The following is a 22,053-nucleotide window of genomic DNA, read 5'->3' as shown; positions in this document are numbered from 1 at the left end:
ACAACGAGGAGGCCGTACTGATGGCTGCTCCTGCCCTGGTGGCCCTGGCTCACGGAAGCCGTGACCCTCGGTCTGCTGCAACGATCACCGCCCTGGTCGACGAGGTCCGCGCGATGCGCCCGGACCTGCGCATCGAGCAGGCCTTCCTGGAGCTCTCCAGGCCGTCGTTCGCGACGGTCGTGGACCGGCTGGTCAGGGCGGGTCACGACGAGATCGTCGTGGTGCCGCTGCTGCTGACCGAGGCCTACCACGCCAAGGTCGACGTGCCGGGCGCCATCGCCGCGGCCACGGCCCGGCACGAGGGCCTGAAGATCCGGGCCACCTCGATCCTCGGCCTGGAGCCGTGCTTCCTCGAGGTGCTCGACGTGCGGATGCGTGAGGCGCTGAAGGCGGCCCGGGTCCGCGAGCTCGACGCGCTGGTGCTGGCCGCGGCCGGCTCCAGCGACCCGCTCGCCAACCAGGCGGTCGCCCGCCTGGCCCGGGTCTGGGGACAGCGCCACAAGCTGCCGGTCACCGCCGCGTTCGCCTCCGCCGCTCCCCCCGCCGCGGGCGAGGCGGTCCGCCAGTTCCGGGCCGAGGGCCGCCGAAACATCGCGGTCGCCTCGCTGTTCCTGGCGCCGGGCTTCCTGCCCGACCGGGCCGCCGAGCTGGCCACCGAGGCCGGCGCGATCGCGGTCTCCGACCCGCTGGGGGCCCACCCCGAGCTGGCCCGGACCATCCTGGCCCGCTACGCCGTGGGCGCGGTCGAGCTGGTCCCCGTCTGAGACGCCGAGTCGGCGCAAACTCACGAGCAGAGAGCTTCGAGTCGGCGCAAGCTCGTAGGAGCTTGCGCCGACTCGACCCCATCTGCGCCGGAGCTTGCGCCGACTCGGCCTCTAGGTGACGAGCTTGGACAGCAGGTGGTCGAGCTGCCGCGCGGGGTCGGTGGTGACGCCGCCGTGGACCGGACCGGGCTGGAGCACCGTGCTCCTCGGGGCCTTCAGGAAGCCGAACCGCTGGCCGGGCGGCTTCGCACCGGCCGCTCCCCCGCGTTCGTCGCCGGCGCACACGCCCTCGACGAACGTCAGCGCCTCGCAGACCTGGTCGAGGTCGAGGCCGGGGTCGAGGGCCGCGAGCCGGTCCCGGTCCACTTCCCAGGCCACCTCGAGGTAGTCGGCGGACTGGCAGTAGACCACCACGCCGACGTTCAGGAACTCCTCGCGGTCCACGCGCGGGACGCAGCGCAGCACGACGTACTGGTAGGCCAGCCGGGTCGAGGCGGTCATGCCCCCACCCCCGCGGGCAGCCACTGCCGGGTCGCGAGCCGCGCGCCCAGGAACGACACGTACGCCGCGCGCACCGCGGCCGGCGACTCCGCCCCCGGCACCGGCTCGAGCCACTCGTCGGGCACCGCGTCCAGCACCTCCGCGAAGACCGACTCGTCGAGCAGTCCCCGGATCCGGTCGTCGGCGGACGGCAGCTCGGCCGCGTGCGACCCGAGCACGTGGTCGGAGGGGTCCCAGGGCTGGGCGGCGAACCGTGCCGGAGCGCCCTCCCTCGACAGCGCGCCCCCGGACCAGCCGTGGTGGAAGTAGAGGGCCGCACCGTGGTCGATCACCCACAGCTCACCGTGCCAGAGCAGCAGGTTGGGGTTGCGCCAGCTGCGGTCGACGTTCGCGGTGAACGCGTCGAGCCACAGCACGGCTGCGCCGACACCACCGCCCGCGGGCAGGTCGCCGTCGAAGCCGAATGCGCCGGGCAGGAAGTCCACGCCGAGGTTGAGGCCCGCACTCGCGTTGAGCAGGTCCTGCACCTCCTCGTCGGCCTCGTACCGCGCGATCTCGGGATCCAGCTCGAGGGCGACGAGCCGCGGGGTCTGCAGGCCGATCCTCCGGGCCAGCTCGCCCACGACCACCTCGGCGACGAGGACGCGCAGCCCCTGGCCGGCGCCGCGGAACTTGCAGACGTAGGTGCCGAGGTCGTCGGCCTCGACGAGGCCCGGCAGGCTGCCGCCCTCGCGCAGCGGTGTGACGTAGCGGCTGACCGAGACGGTGGGGATCACGAAAGCGGCGCCTCGTCGACCAAGCGCTTCTTCTCGACCTCCACGTCGAAGTCCGCGACCGGCCACTGCAGGTCCATGCCCCGCAGCGTGTCGTCCAGGAGTCGCCCGATCGCGAGGTTGCGGTACCACTTTTTGCCGCTCGGGATCACGAACCACGGCGCGTGCTCGGTGTTCGTGCGCTCCAGCGCGATCTCGTAGGCCTCGCGGTAGCGCGGCCACTGGGCCCGCTCGTCGATGTCCGACGGGTTGAACTTCCAGTGCTTGCTCGGCTTGTCCAGGCGCGCGAGCAGGCGCTCCTTCTGGTCGTCGGCGGAGATGTGCAACATGCACTTCACGACGGTGGTGCCGGAGTCCACGAGCTCGCGCTCGAAGTCGTTGATCGCGGTGTAGCGCCGCTCGATCTCCTCGGGCGTCGCCAGCTCCCGCACCCGGGCGATCAGCACGTCCTCGTAGTGCGAGCGGTCGAAGACCCCGATGTAGCCCGCCTCGGGCAGCTGCCGACGGATCCGCCACAGGAAGTCGTGGGCCCGCTCCTCCTCGGTCGGCGCCTTGAACGACGTGATCTTCACGCCCTGCGGGTCGACCAGGCCGACGGTGTGACGCAGCACCCCGCCCTTGCCCGAGGTGTCCATGCCCTGCAGGACCAGCAGCAGGCGACGCTCCGAGCCGGACCGGCCCTCGGCGAACAGCCGTTCCTGGAGGTCGGACAGCTCGTCGCCGAGGGCGAACAGCGCCGCCTTGCCCTTCTTCTTGCCGCCCTTGAACCCCGGGGCGGCGTTCGTCTCGATGGAGGTGAGGTCCACGGGCCCGGCAGGCAGGCGGAACGGGTAGTGGGTCATGGCGTCACTATCCCAGCACCCTGGGGACGTCGAGCGTGCACCCGACCACGGTGTCCACCGTGCCGTTGTCCTGCGGCTCGTCGAACCACAGCCCCTCCGAGAACCCCGCCTTGGCCAGCACCCGCAACGACGCCGCGTTGCGGTGGTCGGGCGCGGCGAAGTACGACGTCGCGTCCGGGAAGCGACGTCGGGCCCGCAGCATCCAGGCCCACAGCATCCGTACCCCCAGCCCCCGGCCGACCCAGGCCGGATCGCCGATCAGGTAGTCGACCCCGATCGCGTCCGGGTCCGGCCCGAGCACGGCGTAGTCGGGGTAGTCGCCGATCCGGTAGTCCTGCAGGAACCCGACCGACCGGCCGTTGGCCTCCACCACCCACATCCGGGTCGGGGTGCGACCGTCGATGCGGGGCGCGTACTTCGCCTCGACCGACTCGTGCGTCGGCTCGCCGTCGGCGGCCCACCACCGCCGGACGTGGTCGCTCTGCCGCCACCTGACGACGTCGCCGAGGTCGCCGCGCGTCATGGCCCGGACCGTGACCACCCGGTCGTGGTCGACGGCGAACTGCTTGACCTCCCCGGACAGGTCAACCGGGACCGGGTCGGCGTGCACGCTCGCGCAGGTACGACGGGCCGCCGCGGCCCACGACTCCCCCGGGCGCACGACGCCCGACAGGTCATGTCCGCGGTCGTGGACGACGATCCGCAGCCCCGTCTGCTCCGACACGCACGTGAGCCTAGAACAAGCGCAGGCGGATGCTCAGAGATCGCCGTCGGCGTCCCGTCCGGCCTCGGCCAGCTCTTCGCGCACGACCGCGAACGCGAGCCCCGAGCCGTAGCCCTTGCGGGCGAGCATCCCGACCAGCCGCCGGGTGGCGGTGGTGTCGTCGACGCGGGACAGCGACCGCAGCTTCTTGCGGACCAGGGCGCGGGCCGCAGCCTCCTCGTCCGCGGGGTCGATCTCGTCGAGCGCCTCGCGGGCGACCTCGTCGTCGACGCCCTTGCGCCGCAGCTCCTGGGCCAGGGCCCGGCGGGCCAGGCCCTTGCCCGGCTGACGGCTGGCGATCCAGGACCGCGCGAAGGCCTCGTCGTCGACCAGCCCGACCTCCTCGAACCGGTCGAGCAGCCGCGTCGCGATCTCCGGCGGGACGTCGCGCGAGACGAGCTTGTCGCTCAGCTCCTTGCGGCTGCGGGCCTGTCCGGTCAGCTGGTCGAGCAGGATCTTGCGGGCCACCGACTCGGGGTCGGCATCCGGGCCCTGGGCCACCGGGTCCGGCGGGGCCGGGGCCACCGGGTCGGACGGTGCCGGGGTGGGCGCGGACGCGCGCTGCGTCCACGCGTCCACCCCGGCGGTGACGTCACCGGCCCACGACGGGGCGGGCCGGTGGTCGTCGAACCCCGGTGATCGAGCCTGTCGAGATTCCGGTGATCGAGCCTGTCGAGATTCAGAAGTCATCGACACCCAGCGGGTCGGCGGCGGGGGTCTCGGCGTCGACCGTCGGGCCGACTCCCAGCTTCTCGAGGATCTTCTTCTCCAGCTCGTTGGCCAGGTCGGGGTTGTCCCGCAGGAAGTTGCGGGCGTTCTCCTTGCCCTGGCCGAGCTGGTCGCCCTCGTAGGTGTACCAGGCGCCGGCCTTGCGGACGAGACCCGCCTCGACGCCGACGTCGATCAGGCCACCCTCGCGGCTGATGCCCTTGCCGTACATGATGTCGAACTCCGCCTGCTTGAACGGCGGGGCGACCTTGTTCTTCACGACCTTGACCCGGGTCCGGTTGCCGACCATGTCGGTGCCGTCCTTGAGGGTCTCGATGCGGCGCACGTCGAGACGGACCGAGGAGTAGAACTTCAGTGCGCGACCACCGGTCGTGGTCTCGGGCGAGCCGAACATCACGCCGATCTTCTCGCGCAGCTGGTTGATGAAGATCGCGGTCGTCTTGGAGTTGTTCAGCGCACCGGTCATCTTGCGCAGCGCTTGGCTCATCAGGCGGGCCTGCAGGCCGACGTGGCTGTCGCCCATCTCGCCCTCGATCTCGGCGCGGGGCACCAGCGCGGCCACCGAGTCGATGACGATCAGGTCGAGCGCGCCGGAGCGGATCAGCATGTCGGCGATCTCGAGCGCCTGCTCACCGGAGTCCGGCTGGGAGACCAGCAGCGCGTCGGTGTCGACGCCGAGGGCCTTGGCGTACTCCGGGTCGAGCGCGTGCTCGGCGTCGATGAACGCGACGATGCCGCCGGCACGCTGGGCGTTGGCCACCGCGTGCAGGGCGACCGTCGTCTTGCCGGAGGACTCCGGACCGTAGATCTCCACCACGCGGCCGCGCGGCAGGCCACCGAGGCCGAGCGCCACGTCAAGGGCGATCGACCCGGTCGGGATGATCTCCAGGGGGGCGCGCGTCTCGTCACCGAGGCGCATCACGGAGCCCTTGCCGAACTGGCGCTCGATGTTGGCGAGCGCGGTGTCGAGAGCCTTGTCCCGGTCTCCACCAGCCATGTCGTTCTTCTCCTTCGGGGGCTTGGCCGCCCCGCGTCGTGGTCGCTTCGTCTGGGTTGTCGTCGTCGTGTTCATCGTTGAGCGAGACGCTAGACGGAACCGCCGACAGTGCCGATCCGGGGACCGGGCTGCCTGTGGACGACGTCGACCAGAGCGTCACCTGTGCACCCACACTAGCCCGAACACGTGTTCGAGCAGGGCAGCCGGGTCCGGGCGTGTCGGAGCGTCGTACGACACCTCACACCGGCTCGGCGGCGGGCTCCCGGGGAGGCTCGGCGGGCACCCGCGGCAGCCGCACCCGGAAGCGGCACCCGGGCGTGTCGGCGGCCTCGACGTTCTCGACCTCCACCCTGCCCCGGTGAGCCTCGACGATCCCCTTCACGATCGCCAGCCCCAGCCCGGCGCCCCGGGCGTGGGAGGAGTCCTCGGTGTCGGGCGTGCGCGCCGCGCCACCCTGCCAGGCCACGTCGAACACGCGCTCCATCTCCTCGGGGTCCAGACCACCGCAGCCGTCGGTGACGCTCAGCTCGACCCCGTCGTCCACCGCCCGCCCGTGGATCTCGACGACGCCGTCGGCCGGCGTGTGGCGGATCGCGTTCATGACCAGGTTGGAGACGACACGCGAGAGCCCGGCGGCGTCAGCGGTGACCTCCACCCCGTCCTCCACGCTGCCGCCCAGCCGCACTCGCCGGGCGCGCGCAACCGGGTCGGCGCCGGCGATGGCCTCGCTGACCAGGTCGCCGAGCATCACCGCCTCGGGGCTGAGCCGCAGCACGCCCGCGTGGATCCGGGAGAGCTCGAAGAGGTCGTCGACCATCCGCACCATCCGGTCCACCTCGGCGCGGATCTGCCGGTGGTAGCGCGCCGGGTCGGAGGCGAGGCCGTCCTCGAGCGCCTCGGTCATCGCCCGCATCCCGGCCAGCGGGGTCCGCAGGTCGTGCGAGACCCAGGAGACCAGCTCGCGCCGCGACTCCTCGAGCCGCTCGGCCCGCAGCCGCGACTCCTCGAGGCGCTCGCTCGTGCGCGCCAGCTCGTCGGACAGCGCCTGGAACTCGCTGGGGCCGCGGCGTTCCCCGGCAAAGGTGCCGTCCACGCCCATCCGCCGGGCGTCCTCCTGCAACGACGCCGACCAGTGCACGATCGCGGCGCCGAGGGCGAGCGCGACCGCGACCGCGACGAGGCCGGCCACCAGGGCGACCAGGCTGATCACGCCCCAGTCGTGGTCGGAGATGAACATCAGCTGCGCCGTCGCCACGACCCCGGCCAGCACCGAGAGCACGGCGATCACCGCGACCAGCCCCAGCTGCCAGCGGATCGAGCGGTGCCGGAGCAGCCAGGCCAGGAAGAGGCCGACCGCGCCGACGCCGAGCGCGCACGCGGCCGCCACGAGGACGATCTGGACGTGGTCGGAGCTCATGTGGGGTCCCCGGGCGAAGCGGAGCGAAGCGAGCATTCGTCTGGGGTGTTCATGCAGAGGCCTCCCATCGGTAGCCGACGCCCCAGACCGTGAGCAGGCGTTCGGGTCGGGTCGGGTCGCGCTCGACCTTCTCGCGCAGGCGGCGCACGTGGACCGTGACCGTCGAACGGTCGCCGATCGACCAGCCCCACACCTGTTGGAGCAGGTCGTCGCGGGAGAAGGCGGTGCCGGGGTGCGCGACCAGGAAGCGCAGCAGGTCGAACTCGCGGCCGGTCAGGGCCAGGGGCCGGCCCTCGCGGGTCACCACGTGCCGGGCGCTGTCGACGACGAGGTCGCCGTCGGCGAGCCACTCCGGGACGGCCGGGGCCGCCTCGGTCGTACGCCGCAGCACCGAGTCGACCCGCAGCGCGAGCTCGCGGGGGCTGAACGGCTTGCTGACGTAGTCGTCGGCGCCCAGCTCGAGGCCCATCACCCGGTCGGTCTCGCTGCCCAGTGCGGTCAGCATGATCACCGGGACGTCCCCGCCGTCCCGCAGCTGTCGGCAGACCTCGAGCCCGTCGATCCCCGGGAGCATCAGGTCGAGCACCACCAGGTCGGCAGGTGCCTCGCGCATGGTCGTCAGCGCGGCCTCGCCGTCGCCGACCTCGAGCACGTCGTGGCCGTGGGCGCGCAGGTAGGACACCACCACCTCCCGCACGGTGTGGTCGTCGTCAACGACGAGCACTCGGGCCATCGGTGCTCCTTCCCTCCCGGCCGGCCGTGCCTCGCCGCGCCCGGACCACGGTGGCCACGACCACGCTCGTCAACACTAGTCCGGCCAGCACCAGCCACCCGGCCGTGTAGGGGCGGTCCAGCAGCGTCGCGTTGTCGGCGCGGGCCCCGAAGCGGCCGAGCACCGGCACCGCCAGCAGCGTGACGCTGCCGAGGACCACGAGGCCGACGGCGGCCGGGCCGCGCGCGGGTCGCGGCAGCAGCCGGGCAGCGGCCGCGGCCGCCACGATCACCAGCGGCGCGAGCACGAAGTCGTGGAGCACCACGCCGGCCGCCAGCCACACCGCCACCCCGGTCAGCCGGTCGAGGTCCTGACGGCTCAGCAGCAGCCACGCGCCGTACGTCCCGAGGACCAGGCCGGCGGCGCCGGTCACCAGGCGGGCGGTCATGCCTCCACCTCCAACCGGTGGACCCACTTGGTCTGCAGCACCCCGGGCCGGTCGGGCGCGATCAGCCGGCAGGGGTAGCCGTGGTCGATGGCCAGCGTCTCCCCATGGAGCTGCAGCGCCAGCAGGCTGCGCTCGTCGTCGGCGAAGTTCGACTGCAGGACCGGCTGGCGGAACGGCCCGCTCTCCTGCAGCGAGACCACCCGGACGTCGTGCCCGGGCGGCGCGCCGACGAGGTCGAGCAGGTCGCGGACCCGGACCCCGGTCCAGGTGGCGCCCGCGCTCCAGCCCTCGACGCACGCGATGGGCAGGCTCTCGGTCGCCTGCGGCATGGCAGCCAGGTCGTCACGGCTCAGCGAGACCTCGCGGCCGGCGTACGCCACGGTCAGGCGGTACGACGGGCTGGTGGCGGTCGCCGTGACCCCGGCGGCGCGCGCCGACTTGTTGATCGGCACCCCGGCGGGTCCGTCGCCGGACCGCACGCCGAGGACCGACACCCGGCGCAGGAGCGGCACGGTGCCGCCGGCGGTCGCCAGCACGGCCACGCCGGCCGCGAGCCAGGTCGTGCGCAGCAGCCCGCGCCGGGACAGTGCCCCGGGCTCGGTGGCCGCCGGGCGGTCCTCCCCGGTGGCGTCGACGTCTGCGGCCAGCGCGCGCCGGATCACCGGCAGCTTGACCGCCACGTGCAGGACCAGGGCGCCGATCGCGATCCAGGCCACGGCGTAGTGGGTCGCCCGGAACGAGAACGCCCACGGGTACCACTGGGCCGAGTTGGCCAGGCCGGAGGCGAGCTGGAAGACGGCGGCGGCCACCAGCACCCCGATCGAGGCGCGCTCGGCGGCCTCGACCGCGAGCCGTCGCAGGCCGCGCGGGGGGCGCTTGAACAGCCGGGGGTAGACCGTCCAGAGCTTCACCAGCAGCAGCGGCACGGCGGCGGTACCGGCCATGACGTGCAGGCCCTGGGTCACGCGGTAGCCCCACGACGGACTGGTCGGGAACGGCACCGGCTGGTCGGGCACCTGGGCGTAGTGGCTGATCAGGCCGGTGACGAACGCCACCGCGAAGCAGATCCCCAGCCACAGGCCGACCCGGGCGGTGACCGCGGCGCTGCGCAGCCTCGAGCTGAAGTCGGTGTCGGTGGGCGCTCTCACAGCTCCTCCTCCAGGACCGCGAACCATCGTTCCGCGTGGTCGTGGGTCGACAGCACCGCGAAGCCCGCCGCGGTCGCCACGTCCGCGATCGCGTCGACGCCGAGCACCGACCAGCGGAACGGCCGGGAACGGGCCTCGCCGCACTGCAGCGTCGCCCACACCGACCGCAGGCCCACCCCGGGTGCGGACAGCTCGACCACCACGCGCCCGAGCGGGTCGAGCAGCTGACCGATCCGGCGCAGCAGGGCGACCGGGTCGCCGCCGATGCCGATGTTGCCGTCGGCCAGCAGGGCGGTGCTCCAGCGGCCCTCCCCCGGCAGCTCCTCGAAGACGTCCCGCACGAGGGCCGACACGCCTCGCTCGCGGGTCTGCCGTACCGCCTCGGGCACGACGTCGATACCGAGCACGACGTGGCCCAGCTCGAGCAGGCGGGCGCTCAACCGGCCGGGCCCGCAGCCGATGTCCAGCGTGGGCCCGAGGCAGTGGGCCAGCATGGCGCTGTCGGTGCCGTCTGCCTCGCGGGCCCAGGACGCGACCGGCAGCGGCTGGGGCGCCTCCCCGACTCCCACCACCGAGCAGGGGAGCCCCCGCAGGGCACGGGAGAAGACGGAGGAGAACGACTCGTCACGGAGCCCCTCGTCACGGAACCCCTCGTCGAAGAGCTCGGTGGTCATGAGCCGACCTCGCGCAGGTTCGACCAGGCGTGGGCGAAGTGCCCGCCCGACAACCCGGCGGAGACCGCGTCGGCGTCCGCCGCGGTGTCGACGTCACGCAGGGTGGCGGTCGTGCCGACCCGCAGCCCGCGACCCTCGAGGGCGAGCCGGGTGTGGTGGTGGGTGTGCGGGGTGGACATCTCGACGCCCGCCAGCGCCGCCGCGTGCCGCGGGTCGTCGAGGGCGAGCACCCACCAGCCGCCGTCCTCCGCCGGCCCCAGCACCGCGTCGTACTCCTCGGTGGCGGCGGCCGCCCCGGTGAGCAGGCCGGGGGTGACCTGCGGGGTGTCCATGCCGATCTGCACGACCGGACCGGTCTCGGGCGCGAGGTCGAGGTGGGCGTTGACCAGCCGGGTGGCGAAGTCGGGCCCGCGCTGCGGACGCACCGACCAGCCGTTGACGGCGCGCACCAGCTCGTCTCCGCGCACCGCCCCGGACAGGTCGCCGGCGAGCGCGAGGTGGCAGCGGGCGGGGCCGACGGCCTCGACGCAGGCACGGAGCGTGTCGAGCAGAGCGGCCGCCGCGACCGCGGCGGCCTCGGCGAGCCCCACGTGGGCACCGAGCCGGGTCTTGACCAGTCCCGCGACCGGGGCCTTGGCGAGCACCAGCACCCGCGCCGCGCTCATGCCAGCACCTTCCAGAAGTCCCGGGCGGTCCGGACGGTCCCGACGACCGAGCCGGACACCTTCGACCGGGTGCCCTCCGCCCGCGGGTGGTAGGCGACCTCCCGCTCGCAGAATCGCCAGCCGGCCCGGGTGGCCCGGTCCAGGAGCTCGACCGGGTAGCCGAACCGGCGGTCGCGCACGCCGAGGGCCAGCAGGTCCGTCCGGCGGCACACCCGCATCGGCGCGATGTCGTGGGCCGGCATTCCGATCCGGTGGCGCAACCAGCGCACGATCACGGCGTTCCCGGCCCGGGCGTGCCACGGCCACACCCCGGCCCGCACCGGGCGACGGCGGCCCACCGCCAGGTCCGCCCGGCCGGAGCGCACGTCGTCCAGCAGCGGGAGCAGCTCGTCGGGGTCGAACGAGCCGTCGCCGTCCATGAACGCCACGTGGTCGTGACGAGCCGTGACCAGCCCGGCGTGCACGGCCGACCCGTAGCCCGGCACCGGCTCGACGACCACGGTCGCGCCCAGGCGCCGCGCCACGTCGGCGGTGCCGTCGCGCGAGCCGTTGTCGACGACGATCACGGCGAACGCGTCGGGGACCCGCGGCAGCAGGTCGGCCAGGGCGAGGGCCTCGTCCCGGCACGGGAGGATCAGGTCGCAGACAGGCTCCATGTCCGAAACCGTAGGTCGGCGGAGCGGCCCAGAGGCCGTGCAGAACTTACGAAGCCGTGACGTCACCCGCTGCGGCCCCGATCTCGGAGTCGCGCCGACCTAGGGTGGCGGACATGGCGACGACCGAGGCGACCGCACGTCCCGCCACCCGTCGCAGCCTCGCTTGCTGGGCGGGCCTCGGGATCGCCCTCGCGCTGCTCGCGGCCGCGCTCGCGCTGCCGCCGCTCCTCGACTGGGACGTGCACGCCCGGTTGCACAGCGGCGACGGTCTCGCGCCGCTGCACGGCTTCTGGGACCCGGGCGTCGGCCCGGGCACGGTGCCGGCGGTCCTGCTGGCCATCCTCGGCTGGCGGTACGCCGCCGCGCTCGCCGACCGCCTGCCCTGGCCCGGCCTGCTCGCCGCGTCGTACGCCGCCGGGCTGGCGTGGCTGCTTGCCCTGGCCTACGTCGACGGCTCCTCGGGGATCTCGCGGGTGCTGGGCAACGGCGCCGAGTACCTGCGCACGGCACGGGCGACGACCGACGTGCACGCGACGCTCCAGCAGTACGTCGACCGGATCCCGTACTCGGCTGCCGACAACTGGCCTACGCACGTCGCCGGCCACCCGCCGGGGGCGCTGCTGGTCTTCGTCGGGCTGGACCGGGTCGGCCTCGGCGGTGACTACGCCGCCGGCCTGGTGGTGACCCTGGTGGCTGCGACCACGGCGCTCGCGGTGATGGTGTGCCTGCGGACGCTGGGCGCAGAGGCCCTGGCCCGCACCGCCGCGCCGTACCTCGTGCTGGCGCCGGCCGCGGTGTTCATGGCGGTCTCGGCCGACGCGCTCTTCGCCGCCGTCGTGGCCTGGGGCCTCGCTGCGCTCGCGGTCTCGGCGACCCGGAGCCGGCCGGGCGGGGTGGCGGCCTGGGGGCTGCTCGCCGGCCTGGTCCTCGGTTGGTGCGTGCTGATGTCCTACGGGCTGGTGCTGGTGGGCCTGCTCGCGCTCGGGGTGCTCTGGCTGGCGAGGAGCTGGGCCCCGTTGCCGTTCGCCGTTCTCGGCGCGCTGGCGGTCGTCGCGGCGTTCGCGGCCGCCGGCTTCGCGCTCTGGGAGGCCTACCCGGTGCTGCACGAGCGCTACTGGGACGGGATCGCGCGCGTCCGCCCCGCGTCGTACTGGCTGTGGGGCGACCTGGCAGCACTGGTCGTCAGCGCCGGCCCGGTGCTCGGCGCCGGGCTCGGCTCGCTCGCGGCGAACCGGCGGAGAGCGGACCGCGCCGCGGTCGTGCTGGTCGCGGTGGCCGCGACGGCCGTCGTGCTCGCAGACGTGTCCCGGATGAGCAAGGGCGAGGTCGAGCGGATCTGGCTGCCGTTCGTCCCGTGGCTGCTGCTGTCGGCGGCTGCGCTCCCCCCGCGGTGGCGGCGGCCGGGGCTCGCACTCCAGCTCGGCACGGCCCTGCTCGTGCAGCACCTGCTCTACACGAGCTGGTGACCAGGGCACGTCCTAGGCGCGCAGCGGCGCGGTCGCGAGCTCGCGAAGGCCCTGCTCGGGCGGCACCGACGCGGTGAACCCCAGCTCGGCGCTGGCCCGCGCCGGCGAGGCGACCACGTGCCGCACGTCGCCGAGCCGGTAGCCGCCGGTGACCTCCGGGGCGATGCCGGTGCCGGTGCCGGCGGCGACCAGGTCCGCGACCCGCCGGATCGACACCGGTTCCCCCGAGCAGACGTTGTACGCCGCGTACCCGCCGGCTCGCCGGCCCGTCACCGCCCGCAGCGCCGCGAGGTTGGCCGCCGCGACGTCGCTGACGTGCACGAAGTCGCGCATCTGGCCGCCGTCCTCGAAGACCCGCGGGGCCTCGCCGCGCTCGAGGCTGGAGCGGAACATCGCCGCGACCCCGGAGTACGGCGTGTCCCGCGGCATCCCGGGCCCGTAGACGTTGTGGTAGCGCAGCGCCACTGCCGCCGCACCGGCCTGCCGCACCCATGCAGACGTGTAGTGCTCCTGGGCCACCTTGCTGGCGGCGTAGGAGCTGCGCGGGTCCAGCCGGGCGTCCTCGTCGACCAGCTCCCAGCCGAGGGCGGCCGCGCAGACCGGGCAGTGGTTCTCGAAGTCGCCCGCGTCGAGGGCGTCGACCGCCCGCGCCGGCGGCACCTGCGGGCCGTGGTCGGGGCAGGCGTAACGCCCCTCGCCGTAGACCACCATGGAGGAGGCGAGCACCAGCCGGCCCACTCCGGCCGCGTGCATGGCAGCCAGCAGCACCGCAGTGCCGTAGTCGTTGTGGCCCGCGTAGTCGGGCAGGTCCCCGACCCGCACCCCGGCCCCGACCACGGCCGCCTGGTGGCAGACGGCGTCGACGCCGGCGAGCAGGCCGGTCCACTCGTCGGCGTGACGGACGTCGAGCCGGTGCGTGCCCGGCGGCGGCTCGGTCGCCCCGTGCGCCTGCTCCAGCATCAGGTCGACCCGCACGACCTCGTCGCCCGCCGCCTCGAGCGCCTCGCCGATCGCCGTGCCGATGAAGCCGGCCGAGCCGGTCAGCAGGACCCTCACGCGTCCGCTCCGGGGACGTCGTAGGTCAGCTCGATGCCGTCGGCCCAGGTCGAGCAGCTGCACCCGCGGGGGTCGGGCAGCTCGGCGATGGTGCGGGTCAACAGCTCCTTGAGGCGCTCGAGGTTCTTGCGGAACAGCGCGAAGACCTCCTCCTGCCCCACCCCGTGACCGGCCTCCACGCCGGCGTCCATGTCAGTGACCAGGGCGATCGCGGAGTAGCACTGCCGCATCTCCCGGGCCAGCACGGCCTCCGGGTGGCCGGTCATGTTGATCAGGCTCCAGCCCTGCGACGCGTAGTGGCGCGACTCCGCCCGGGTGGAGAACCGCGGGCCCTCGATCACGACCATGGTGCCGCCCACGCCGACCGACGGGTCGGCGGCGGACACGGCAGCGGACAGGCGTGGGCAGTAGGGGTCGGCGAACGGCAGGTGCACGGCGCCGGTCTCCACGTACGACTGGGTGCGCCCGCTGGTGCGGTCGACGAGCTGGTCGGGCACCACGACGTCGCCGGGGGCGACCTCGTCGCGCAGGCCTCCCACGGCGCACGGCGCGAGCACCTGCGTGACGCCGAGCGACCGCAGCGCCCACAGGTTGGCGCGGTAGTTGATCCGGTGCGGCGGCAGCTCGTGGGCGAGCCCGTGCCGCGGCAGGAACGCCACCCGGCGGCCGGCCACGGTGCCCACGGCGACCGGCGCCGAGGGAGCGCCGTACGGCGTCTCGACGGCGTGCTCCTCGGGCTCGTCGAGGAAGGAGTAGAAGCCGGTGCCGCCGATCACGGCGATGCTCACGGGGTCGCTGCTCATGGGACTCACTCTGCCAGCCTGTCCCGCTCCCCCGCCGCGCCGAACGCGGCGACGACCAGGGCGAGCACCAGCGCGGCCGCCACCCAGGCCAGGGTGCTGTACCCCCAGGTCCCGACGACGACGCCGGCCAGCCCGCCCGCCGCGGCGGCGGTCACGCCCATCACCAGGTCAGCCGCGCCCTGCACGTCGGCGCGGACGTCGAGCGGGGCGTGGTCGGCGATCAGCGTCGAGGCGGAGACGGTGGCGAAGGACCAGCCGAGGCCGAGCAGGAACAGCCCCGCGAAGATCTGCCACGAGCTGCCCTCGGGCGAGGCGGCGCACAGCACCAGCGACACCGCCAGCACGACCGCTCCCACACCCAGGGTGGTGGCCCGTCCGCTGCGGTCGGCCGCCAGGCCGACCAGGGGCGCGAACGCGAACATGCCCAGCACGTGCACGCTGATGACGATCCCGATCACCCTCAGCTCGGCCCCACCGTGCTCCATGTGCAGCGGGGTCATCACCATCACCGACACCATGACGGCGTGCGCGGCGGCCAGCCCCACGACGGCGGAGCCGAGCACGGGCCGGTCCCGGACCGCCCGGACGACGCGGCCCCAGGAGGTGCCGGTCGGCGGCACCGGCGCCGCCCCGGCGGCGCGGCGCGCGAGCAGCAGCGGGTCGGGCCGCAGGAACACGGCGATGATGACGGCGGCGCCCAGCATCCCCAGACTGCCGAGCGCGAACGGTCCGGTGAGCGCCGGGATGCCGAGGCCACGGGCGAGCGACCCGGCAGGCCCGGTAAGGTTGGGGCCGGCGACCGCCCCGATCGTGGTGGCCCACACCACCGTCGAGAGCGACCTCGCCCGATGGGCGGCGGGGGCGAGGTCGGTGGCGGCGTACCGCGCCCCGTTGTTGGCCGCGGTCGTGGAGCCGAGCAGCGCGGCGCCGAGCAGCAGCAGCGGCATCGAGCCGACCACGCCGGCGACTACCGCGAGGACCGCGCCGCCGGCGCCGAGGACGTAGCCGGCGACGAGCCCGACCCGGCGGCCGCGGCGCGACATCAGCCGGGCCAGCAGGTACGACGCCAGGGCCGCGCCCAGCACCTGGAAGGTCTGCGCGAGCCCGGCCTGGTCCTCCGAGCCCGAGATGTCACGCGCCAGCAGCGACGCGGTCGCGATGCCGATGGTGATGCCGATCGCCCCGACCGCCTGGGCTGCGACGAGCGTCCTGATCGTGCGGCGCTGCGCGGCGGCGAGCTGGTGCGGCTCCACCGCCGGTGACGGGATCGCGGCGTTCATCGCTCGGAGGGCGGCAGGTTCAGCGCCTGCCAGACCGCCGCCCACACCTGCTTCGGCGGGACCCCCGCGTCGAGGGCCTCGGAGGCGGTCCGGCCGCCGAGCTCGCTCATGACGTACTGGTCCGCCCACGACCGGGCGTAGGCCACGCCGAGCACCTGCTCCATCCGGGCCCAGAACTCCGTGTGCCTCATGCGTCCCTCCTGGTGGCCAGGACCTCGAGCCAGCGCTCGCCGCGCGGCCCGTCGTGCCCGGTCAGCTCCTCCACGGACCAGCCGGCCCCTTCCAGCGCCGCCCGGAGCGGCCGCTCCCGCCAGAAGACGAACAGTCGCGGCGCCGCCACGTGGCCATGGGTCGACCAGGCCTCGCCGTCGCCCTCCTTGAGCGAGACGTGCAGCGTGCCTCCCGCCCGGGTCACCTCGGCCAGTCGCCGCAGCACCACCGGCAGGTCAGCGCGGGCCACGTGCAGCAGGCAGGCGCTCGCCCACACCCCGTCGTACGCCGCTCCCCCGCGCTCGGGGTCGGTCAGGTCGTCGGTCAGCGGGTCGAGTCGGTCGGCCCGGTGGCCGGCGGCGCCCAGCAGCGTGACGAAGCCCGCGGAGACGTCGGTGCGCCGGACGCTGAGCCCCAGCGCCTCCAGCGCCAGGGCGTCGCGGCCGGGCCCGCTGCCGATCTCCAGCACCCGGGACCCGGCCGGCACGCGGGCGACGAAGCGGGAGACCAGGTCACCCAGGGCCGCGGGCATGGTGACGGTGCCGTCGCGGTAGGCCTCGGCGGAGGCGTCGTACGCCGCGATCGTGGCGGCCCTGGCGACCCGGCCGACGTCCTGGACGTGGTGGACGACGTCGTGGAGGTGGTAGCGCCCGAGGCTCTCGACCGTGAACTCGCTGCCGTCGCTGCGGTAGCCGCGGCGTCCCCACGCCGCGTCCGGCACGCCGGCGTAGCGGGCCGCCACGGCCCTCGCCGCCTGCCCCAGCTCGGCCGCGACGGTCGCCGGGTCCTGGTCGGCGTAGCCGTCGGCCACCGCGGACTCGTCCTGGTCCCAGCTCGCGAGCCGCGGCGCGTCCTGCTCGAGCATGAGCCGGACCCGTTCGTCGAAGACGCGGTGCACGTCGCGCACGTGGCAGGCGTACTCCAGCGGGGACCACACACCCGGCTCGGGACGGGCCGCCACGTCCGGCCCGGAGAGCAGGGCGACCCAGGTGGCGGCGTTGTCGCGGATCGCGCCGGCGAGCCCGGAGGCGCGCACGTCGGCCGCCACGAACCCGCACTCGGGGCACGGGCGGGCCAGCACCCAGGTCCAGTCCTTGGTGTCGGGCTCGACCGGTGGCAGTGACATGGCGGTCATCCTCTCAACCCGTGCCCACCCGCACCGCGGGGGTTCCTGCCAGCCTTGGATACCTTTCGGCCATGCCGATCCGACCGGCCACCGCGCAGGACCTGCCCGCGATCAAGGCGATCTACGACCACGAGGTGCTGACCGGCATCTCGACGTTCGCGACCGCCCCACCCGGGCCGGACTACTGGCAGGTGCGGCTGGACAGCCGCGCCCCGGGCGACCACGTGTACGTGGCCGACGACGGCGAGGGCGTGCTCGGCTACGCGTACTCGTCGGCCTACCGCCCCCGCGAGGCCTACGCGCGCACCCGGGAGTCGTCGGTCTACCTCCACCCCGAGGCGCGGGGGCGCGGCGTCGGGCGGAGCCTGTACGACGTGCTGCTGGCCGCGATGCGGGCGGACGGCGTACGCCTCGCCGTGGCCGTGGTCGCCCTGCCCAACGACGCGAGCCGCGCGCTGCACCGGGCCTGCGGGTTCCGCTCGGTCGGGGTGCTGCACGACGTGGGTCACAAGCTCGGACGCTGGGTCGACACCGAGCTCTTCGAGCTCCGGCTCACGTGAGCAGCAGGGCCTCGAGGCGCCGGCGCACGATCGCGAGCCCGATCAGGCCCATCGCCACCAGGTAGACCACCGACACCGCCGACCCCCAGGACAGCGCGCCGGTGGTGAGCTCGCGGCACAGCACCACCCCGCGGTAGAGCGGCGTGCACTCCACCACCCACCGGACCACGGTCGGGAACGCCGTGACCGGGAAGAACGTCGCGGAGAACAGGAACATCGGCAGCGTCGCCAGGGTCACGAACTCGAAGTCCTGCCAGCTGCGCATGAACGTCGTCAGCGCCATGCAGATGCCCCCGAACGCCAGCCCGATCAGCAGCGCGGCCGGGACGACCAGCACCGCCCACCAGGACGACACGAGGTCCATCGCCACCATCACCAGGAGGAACGCCGCCGAGTAGATGCCGCCACGCAGCAGCGACCAGCTCAGCTCGCCGCGGGCGATGTCCATCGTGGTCAGCGGCGTGGCCAGCATCTGGTCGAAGAGCTTGTTGTACTTCAGCTTGAAGAAGAAGTTGAAGGTGGCGTCGAGCAGCGAGCCGTTCATGGCCGAGGCGGCGAGCATGCCCGGCGCGACGAACTCGGCGTACGGGATCGACTCGCCGTTGAACTCGAAGCCGGTGACCAGCTGACCGACGCCGACGCCGATCGAGAACAGGTAGAACACCGGCTCGAGGAAACCGCTGACGAAGATGTACCAGGCCCGGCGGTAGGCCAGGTAGTTGCGGTAGAGCAGCAGCGCGGTGGCCTCGCCGGACGAGATCGGGGAGGCGGCCGCCCGGCCGACGCTCGTGGTCAGCATGGCCATCAGTCCATGCCCCCGGATCCCCGACCGTCGCGAGCGTCGTCTGGCGGAGTGCCTGGCAAGGCGGAGGAGGGAGGCGACACGGAGTGTCGATGACTGACGACAACGCAGTCCAGGCGCCCGCGAGGCGGCGCGCAGCAGGTCGTGGGGTACGGGGTCATGGACTAACTGATCATCCTTCTCGTGAGGCGGCGGACCGCCCAGAACCAGCCCGCCAGGGTGAGGGTGACCAGGTAGGCCACGTGGACCGCGGCCATCGACCAGTCGACCTCGCCGAGGGTGAGCATCCGGGTCAGGTCGACGCCGTGCCACAACGGCGTGAGCTTGGCGAGCACCTCCATCCAGCGGTCCAGGTTGGCGACCGGGAAGAACGCGCCGGAGAACAGGAAGAGCGGGATCATCCCGAGCCGGAACACCAGCGAGAACGCGCTCTCGTCCTTCAGCCCCGCGGAGAAGGCGTAGATCGGTGTCGCGAACGCCGCGCCGATCAGCAGCTGCACGAAGAAGGCGCCGATCACGCCCGGGACCGACGCGAAGACCCCGAAGGGGGCCACCACCGCCAGGAACACCGCGCAGGTCGTGGCCACCCGGAAGATCACGAACCCGAGGTGGGACAGGATCACGTCGGGGACGCCCAGGGGGCTCGCGGTCATGCCGTAGTACGACTTGTGCCACTTGACCATGCCCATGACCGGATAGGTCACCTCACCGAAGACGGTGGTCATGGCCTGCGCGGCCACCATGCCCGGGGCCACGAAGGCGAGGTACGACGTGGCTCCCTCGAGCTTGGCCGGGTCCCCCTCGATGAAGCCGCCGAGCAGCACCCCCATCGCCAGGACGTAGAGCAGCGGGGTCACGAAGGACGAGATCACGCTGCCCTTCCAGGTCCGCTTGTAGGCGATGGCCCAGTAGTCGAAGAGCCGGGCCGCGCCGGCGAGCAGGTTGGCCGGTGCGCTGCTCCGCACCGAGGCCGCCGCTTGGTCGAGATCGGCCATCAGTCGACCAGCGTCCGTCCGGTGAGGCGCAGGAACACGTCCTCGAGGGTGGACCGGCGTACGAGCACCGCGGCGGGCTGCAGGCCGCGCTCGTGCACCTTGGCGATGACCTCCTCGCCGTCCTCGCTGTAGACGAGCAGCCGGTCCGGCAGCACCTCCACGCGGTCACCGAGGTCGGAGATCTTCTCCGCGAGCGCGTCGTGCTCACCCACGCCGAACCGCAGCTCGGCCACCTCGCGGGTGGAGTGGGCGCGGATCAGCTCCAGCGGTGATCCCTCGGCGACGATGACGCCCTTGTCCATGACCACGAGCCGGTCGCAGAGCTGCTCGGCCTCGTCCATGTAGTGGGTGGTGAGGACCAGCGTCACGCCCTGCTGCTTGAGCCGGAAGAGCCGGTCCCACACCACGTGACGGGCCTGCGGGTCGAGACCGGTCGTCGGCTCGTCGAGGAGCAGCACGTCGGGCCGGTTGATCAGCGAGCGGGCGATCGTCAGGCGGCGCTTCATGCCGCCGGAGAGGTCCTCGACCATCGCGTCGGACTTCTCGGTGAGCTGGACGAACTCGAGCAGCTCGTCGACGCGGGAGCGCACCTCCTTGCGGGGCAGCCCGAAGTAGCGGCCGTAGACGTAGAGGTTGTCACGGACGGTCAGCTCGGTGTCGAGGGTGTCCTCCTGGGGGCAGACGCCGATCCGGGCCCGGATCGAAGGCCCGTCAACGGCCGGGTCCAGGCCCAGGATCCGCAGGTCGCCGTCGCTGACCGGGGAGACGGCCGCGACCATCCGCATCGTCGAGGACTTGCCGGCGCCGTTGGGTCCGAGGAAGCCGAACGCCTCGCCGCGGCGTACGTCGACGTCGATGCCCTTGACCGCTTCGAAGTCGCCGAACGACTTGCGCAGCCCCCGAGCCAGGATCATGGAGTCACTCACAACACGGACCCTACAAAGAGTCACCGACAGTCCTCACCCGACTTTCGTCCCGGCGCTAGAACTCGGTGCGCGCCTCGCTGCGCGGATCGGTGACCCGACGCTCCTCGTAGATGTCGCCGACACGTGCCACGGCCCGCCAGGGACGGGCGTACCGCAGCGCCCCCTCGAGCTCCGGCGCGTCCCTGTCCAGCTCGCCCACGACCAGGCCCGCCTCGGCGCCGGCCCGGACCAGGGCCTGCCCGTCGGGCCCGACGAGAGCCGACGGGAACAGGTGGGCGGTCTGCGCCGGCACCGAGAGGCTGACCCAGTAGTTGTTGATCGCGGCGTGCGCGCGCACCTTCATCTCGAAGACCGCGTCGACCGGGTAGGCCGAGAAGAGCAGGCAGTCCACGCCGAGGCGCTCGTACTCGGAGAACAGCTCCGGGAAGTTCACCTCGATGCAGATCGCGCAGCCGAACCGGAACCCGTCGACCTCGAAGACGACCGGTTCGAAGCCGGGGCTGTAGAAGCGGGTGATCTCGGTGTGGGAGCAGATGCGCTTGTCGTAGCGGTCGATCAGGACACCCGTGTCGGTGATGACGTACAGGCTGTTGTGCGGCCGGTTCGGCGGCGTCAGCGGGTGGGCGGAGCCCAGGACCACCCACAGCGAGAGCTCCTCGGCCAGTGCCGCCACTTGTCCGAGCTCCGCACGGACCGCCGCCCAGTCCACCTCGGCCCAGTCCTCGATCTGCTCGACGGCGTAGCCCGACAGCATTCCCTCGGGGAAGTGCACCAGCCGGGCGCCCTCGTCCGCGGCGTCGCGCATCATCCGGCGCACCGTGGGGCCGTTCTCCCGCGCGTCGGCGCTCATGGCGGGCTGTGCGACGGCGATCCGGAGCGTGGTCACCGCGGCATGGTTGCATGGGGGCATGCCCACCGAGGCGTGGCGCCGCGTGTCGGTGTCGGACGCGGTCCTCGAGGTCACGGACCGCGGCTCCGGCGAGCCTCTGGTGCTGATCCAGACGGCCCTGATCGCCGACGAGCTGCTGCCCCTCGCCGACGATCCGGGTCTACGCGACCACTTCCGGGTCATCGCCCACCACCGCCGCGGCTACGGCCGGAGCAGTCCCGTGGCAGGGGCCGGCTCCATCGAGCGCGACGCAGACGACTGCCGGGAGCTGCTGGCCGGTCTCGGGGTGGGCCGAGCCCACGTCGTCGGACTGTCCTACAGCGGCGCCGTCGCGCTGCAGCTGGCGCGCTCCGCACCGGACCTGGTGCACAGCCTGTGCCTGATCGAGCCGCCCCCGCTGCACACGCCCAGCGCCGGCGAGTTCGTCGCCGCCAACGCCGAGCTCACCGATCTGTACCGGCGCAACGGTGTCCCTGCGGCGCTCGACCGGTTCGGGGACTTCATCGGCGCCGACTGGCGCCGCGTCCTCGAACGCCGGCTCCCGGGCGCCGGCGCCCGGGCCGAGCGGGACGCCGGCACGTTCTTCGCCACGGATCTCCCTGCCTTGCTGTCGTGGCGGTTCGGACCTGACGACGCCCGCCGGATCGGGCAGCCTGTGCTCCACGTCGGTGGCACCGAGAGCGGGCCGTGGTTCGCGGAGGTGCGCGAGCTGGTGCTGGCATGGCTGCCGCATGCCGAGGACGTGGTGCTGGACGGCGCGGACCACTCGCTGGCGCTCACGCACACGTCCGAGCTCGGGGAGGCGCTGGCGTCGTTCCTCCGCCGGCACCCGATGTGACCGCCTCACCTCA

Annotated in this window: 26 protein-coding genes; 4 read left to right on the top strand and 22 right to left on the bottom strand. The window is 73.4% G+C overall.

What is annotated here, in order from left to right; genetic code table 11:
• The first annotated feature begins 20 nt into the window (after nt 1-20).
• The gene (locus tag ABD268_RS08995; protein ID WP_344150276.1) at nt 21-764 is read left to right on the top strand and encodes a sirohydrochlorin chelatase; all 744 of its coding nucleotides are present in this window, start codon (nt 21-23) and stop codon (nt 762-764) included.
• 111 nt (nt 765-875) lie between these two features.
• On the opposite strand, the gene ABD268_RS08990 is transcribed toward ABD268_RS08995, so the two are convergent.
• From ABD268_RS08990 to ABD268_RS08930, 13 genes are all read right to left on the bottom strand, one after another.
• On the bottom strand, nt 876-1,265 hold the full coding sequence (locus ABD268_RS08990; RefSeq protein ID WP_344150273.1) for a DUF3037 domain-containing protein: 390 nt from the start codon (nt 1,263-1,265) through the stop codon (nt 876-878).
• Nucleotides 1,262-2,041 (bottom strand): HipA family kinase, encoded by a 780-nt coding sequence (locus ABD268_RS08985; protein WP_344150270.1) that lies wholly within the window; start codon nt 2,039-2,041, stop codon nt 1,262-1,264. The genes ABD268_RS08990 and ABD268_RS08985 overlap by 4 nt, the downstream gene beginning before the upstream one ends.
• Nucleotides 2,038-2,880, bottom strand: a complete 843-nt coding sequence (locus ABD268_RS08980) for a PPK2 family polyphosphate kinase (RefSeq protein WP_344150267.1) — start codon at nt 2,878-2,880, stop codon at nt 2,038-2,040. Before ABD268_RS08980 ends, ABD268_RS08985 begins: the two co-directional genes overlap by 4 nt.
• Nucleotides 2,881-2,887: 7 nt before the next feature.
• The gene (locus ABD268_RS08975) at nt 2,888-3,604 is read right to left on the bottom strand and encodes a GNAT family N-acetyltransferase (RefSeq protein ID WP_344150264.1); all 717 of its coding nucleotides are present in this window, start codon (nt 3,602-3,604) and stop codon (nt 2,888-2,890) included.
• A gap of 33 nt (nt 3,605-3,637) precedes the next feature.
• Nucleotides 3,638-4,168, bottom strand: a complete 531-nt coding sequence (locus tag ABD268_RS08970; RefSeq protein WP_344150261.1) for a regulatory protein RecX — start codon at nt 4,166-4,168, stop codon at nt 3,638-3,640.
• 154 nt (nt 4,169-4,322) lie between these two features.
• Nucleotides 4,323-5,369, bottom strand: a complete 1,047-nt coding sequence (recA, locus tag ABD268_RS08965; RefSeq protein WP_344150258.1) for a recombinase RecA — start codon at nt 5,367-5,369, stop codon at nt 4,323-4,325.
• 238 nt (nt 5,370-5,607) lie between these two features.
• Entirely contained in the window at nt 5,608-6,786 is a 1,179-nt protein-coding gene (locus tag ABD268_RS08960) for a sensor histidine kinase (protein ID WP_344150255.1), read from the bottom strand.
• Nucleotides 6,787-6,835: 49 nt separating this feature from the next.
• Nucleotides 6,836-7,519 (bottom strand): response regulator transcription factor, encoded by a 684-nt coding sequence (locus ABD268_RS08955; RefSeq protein WP_344150252.1) that lies wholly within the window; start codon nt 7,517-7,519, stop codon nt 6,836-6,838.
• The gene (locus ABD268_RS08950; protein ID WP_344150249.1) at nt 7,497-7,946 is read right to left on the bottom strand and encodes a hypothetical protein; all 450 of its coding nucleotides are present in this window, start codon (nt 7,944-7,946) and stop codon (nt 7,497-7,499) included. The genes ABD268_RS08955 and ABD268_RS08950 overlap by 23 nt, the downstream gene beginning before the upstream one ends.
• Nucleotides 7,943-9,094, bottom strand: coding sequence for a molybdopterin-dependent oxidoreductase (locus ABD268_RS08945; RefSeq protein WP_344150246.1), 1,152 nt, complete (start codon nt 9,092-9,094; stop codon nt 7,943-7,945). The genes ABD268_RS08950 and ABD268_RS08945 overlap by 4 nt, the downstream gene beginning before the upstream one ends.
• Nucleotides 9,091-9,768 (bottom strand): methyltransferase domain-containing protein, encoded by a 678-nt coding sequence (locus tag ABD268_RS08940; RefSeq protein WP_344150243.1) that lies wholly within the window; start codon nt 9,766-9,768, stop codon nt 9,091-9,093. The genes ABD268_RS08945 and ABD268_RS08940 overlap by 4 nt, the downstream gene beginning before the upstream one ends.
• Nucleotides 9,765-10,433: a TIGR04282 family arsenosugar biosynthesis glycosyltransferase gene (locus ABD268_RS08935; RefSeq protein WP_344150240.1), complete on the bottom strand. Its 669-nt coding sequence runs from the start codon at nt 10,431-10,433 to the stop codon at nt 9,765-9,767. Before ABD268_RS08935 ends, ABD268_RS08940 begins: the two co-directional genes overlap by 4 nt.
• A complete protein-coding gene (locus tag ABD268_RS08930; protein ID WP_344150237.1) occupies nt 10,430-11,089 on the bottom strand; it encodes a glycosyltransferase family 2 protein in 660 nt (219 codons plus the stop codon). The genes ABD268_RS08935 and ABD268_RS08930 overlap by 4 nt, the downstream gene beginning before the upstream one ends.
• Nucleotides 11,090-11,202: 113 nt before the next feature.
• Between ABD268_RS08930 and ABD268_RS08925 the strand changes: the two genes are divergently transcribed.
• A complete protein-coding gene (locus tag ABD268_RS08925; protein ID WP_344150234.1) occupies nt 11,203-12,555 on the top strand; it encodes a hypothetical protein in 1,353 nt (450 codons plus the stop codon).
• A gap of 12 nt (nt 12,556-12,567) precedes the next feature.
• On the opposite strand, the gene ABD268_RS08920 is transcribed toward ABD268_RS08925, so the two are convergent.
• The 5 genes from ABD268_RS08920 to ABD268_RS08900 are packed head-to-tail and all read right to left on the bottom strand — an operon-like array spanning nt 12,568 to nt 17,030.
• Nucleotides 12,568-13,611 (bottom strand): NAD-dependent epimerase/dehydratase family protein, encoded by a 1,044-nt coding sequence (locus tag ABD268_RS08920; protein WP_344150231.1) that lies wholly within the window; start codon nt 13,609-13,611, stop codon nt 12,568-12,570.
• A complete protein-coding gene (locus tag ABD268_RS08915) occupies nt 13,608-14,414 on the bottom strand; it encodes an S-methyl-5'-thioadenosine phosphorylase (RefSeq protein ID WP_344150228.1) in 807 nt (268 codons plus the stop codon). Before ABD268_RS08915 ends, ABD268_RS08920 begins: the two co-directional genes overlap by 4 nt.
• Before the next feature lie 5 nt (nt 14,415-14,419).
• A complete protein-coding gene (locus ABD268_RS08910) occupies nt 14,420-15,694 on the bottom strand; it encodes an MFS transporter (protein WP_344150225.1) in 1,275 nt (424 codons plus the stop codon).
• Nucleotides 15,691-15,885, bottom strand: coding sequence for a DUF3046 domain-containing protein (locus tag ABD268_RS08905; protein WP_344150222.1), 195 nt, complete (start codon nt 15,883-15,885; stop codon nt 15,691-15,693). Before ABD268_RS08905 ends, ABD268_RS08910 begins: the two co-directional genes overlap by 4 nt.
• The gene (locus ABD268_RS08900; RefSeq protein WP_344150219.1) at nt 15,882-17,030 is read right to left on the bottom strand and encodes a DinB family protein; all 1,149 of its coding nucleotides are present in this window, start codon (nt 17,028-17,030) and stop codon (nt 15,882-15,884) included. Before ABD268_RS08900 ends, ABD268_RS08905 begins: the two co-directional genes overlap by 4 nt.
• Before the next feature lie 71 nt (nt 17,031-17,101).
• On the opposite strand from ABD268_RS08900, the gene ABD268_RS08895 reads away from it, so the two are divergent.
• Entirely contained in the window at nt 17,102-17,590 is a 489-nt protein-coding gene (locus ABD268_RS08895) for a GNAT family N-acetyltransferase (protein ID WP_344150216.1), read from the top strand.
• Here the strand turns inward: ABD268_RS08895 and ABD268_RS08890 are convergent.
• From ABD268_RS08890 to ABD268_RS08875, 4 genes are all read right to left on the bottom strand, one after another.
• On the bottom strand, nt 17,583-18,389 hold the full coding sequence (locus tag ABD268_RS08890) for an ABC transporter permease (RefSeq protein ID WP_344150213.1): 807 nt from the start codon (nt 18,387-18,389) through the stop codon (nt 17,583-17,585). The two genes, ABD268_RS08895 and ABD268_RS08890, sit on opposite strands and share 8 nt — an antisense overlap.
• A gap of 167 nt (nt 18,390-18,556) precedes the next feature.
• Nucleotides 18,557-19,387 carry an ABC transporter permease gene (locus ABD268_RS08885; RefSeq protein WP_344150210.1) on the bottom strand — a complete coding sequence of 277 codons (831 nt, stop codon included), beginning with the start codon at nt 19,385-19,387 and terminating at the stop codon, nt 18,557-18,559.
• Nucleotides 19,387-20,313 carry an ABC transporter ATP-binding protein gene (locus ABD268_RS08880; protein ID WP_425573698.1) on the bottom strand — a complete coding sequence of 309 codons (927 nt, stop codon included), beginning with the start codon at nt 20,311-20,313 and terminating at the stop codon, nt 19,387-19,389. The genes ABD268_RS08885 and ABD268_RS08880 overlap by 1 nt, the downstream gene beginning before the upstream one ends.
• 55 nt (nt 20,314-20,368) lie before the next feature.
• Nucleotides 20,369-21,199 (bottom strand): carbon-nitrogen hydrolase family protein, encoded by an 831-nt coding sequence (locus ABD268_RS08875; RefSeq protein WP_344150207.1) that lies wholly within the window; start codon nt 21,197-21,199, stop codon nt 20,369-20,371.
• Nucleotides 21,200-21,221: 22 nt separating this feature from the next.
• Between ABD268_RS08875 and ABD268_RS08870 the strand changes: the two genes are divergently transcribed.
• On the top strand, nt 21,222-22,040 hold the full coding sequence (locus ABD268_RS08870) for an alpha/beta fold hydrolase (protein ID WP_344150204.1): 819 nt from the start codon (nt 21,222-21,224) through the stop codon (nt 22,038-22,040).
• Nucleotides 22,041-22,053 lie beyond the last annotated feature (13 nt).

The sequence above is a fragment of the Nocardioides koreensis genome (assembly GCF_039531775.1).
GTDB classification, from domain to species: Bacteria; Actinomycetota; Actinomycetes; order Propionibacteriales; family Nocardioidaceae; genus Nocardioides; species Nocardioides koreensis.
The sequence above is the reverse complement of the archived record's forward strand: the minus strand, read 5'-3'. Positions and strand labels throughout refer to the sequence as shown.